A 271-nucleotide genomic window follows, 5' to 3' on the forward strand; every position below is an offset into this window, starting at 1 on the left:
TGCTCACCTGCTACTACGTGCTGAGAGTGGTTAAAGTAAACGAAATCTGGCATGTTGTGGATTCTTGTCCATTCAACCGGTTGTGTTTTTCCTGTATACTGTTGTTTAGCAGGATCCCAACCTGTTGCTGCGTAGATCTTCTGGATTTCTCCGTCATAGAATGCCTTGTCTTTTCCTGGCTCCATGTAGTGATCTGCGTTGTATTCAGAAATTGTTCTGTGACAGTTCATACAAACGTTCATAGAAGGAATCTCAGATACTTTTCCATATT

The 271-nt window shown here is 41.7% G+C and carries 1 pseudogene; it reads right to left on the bottom strand.

The annotated features are described in order from the left end of the window. Nucleotides 1-271 (bottom strand): annotated as a pseudogene (locus SB679_RS24305) (quinol:cytochrome C oxidoreductase); the annotation flags it as partial.

Source organism: Chryseobacterium sp. SIMBA_029 (assembly GCF_046535275.1).
Taxonomy (GTDB): Bacteria; Bacteroidota; Bacteroidia; order Flavobacteriales; family Weeksellaceae; genus Chryseobacterium.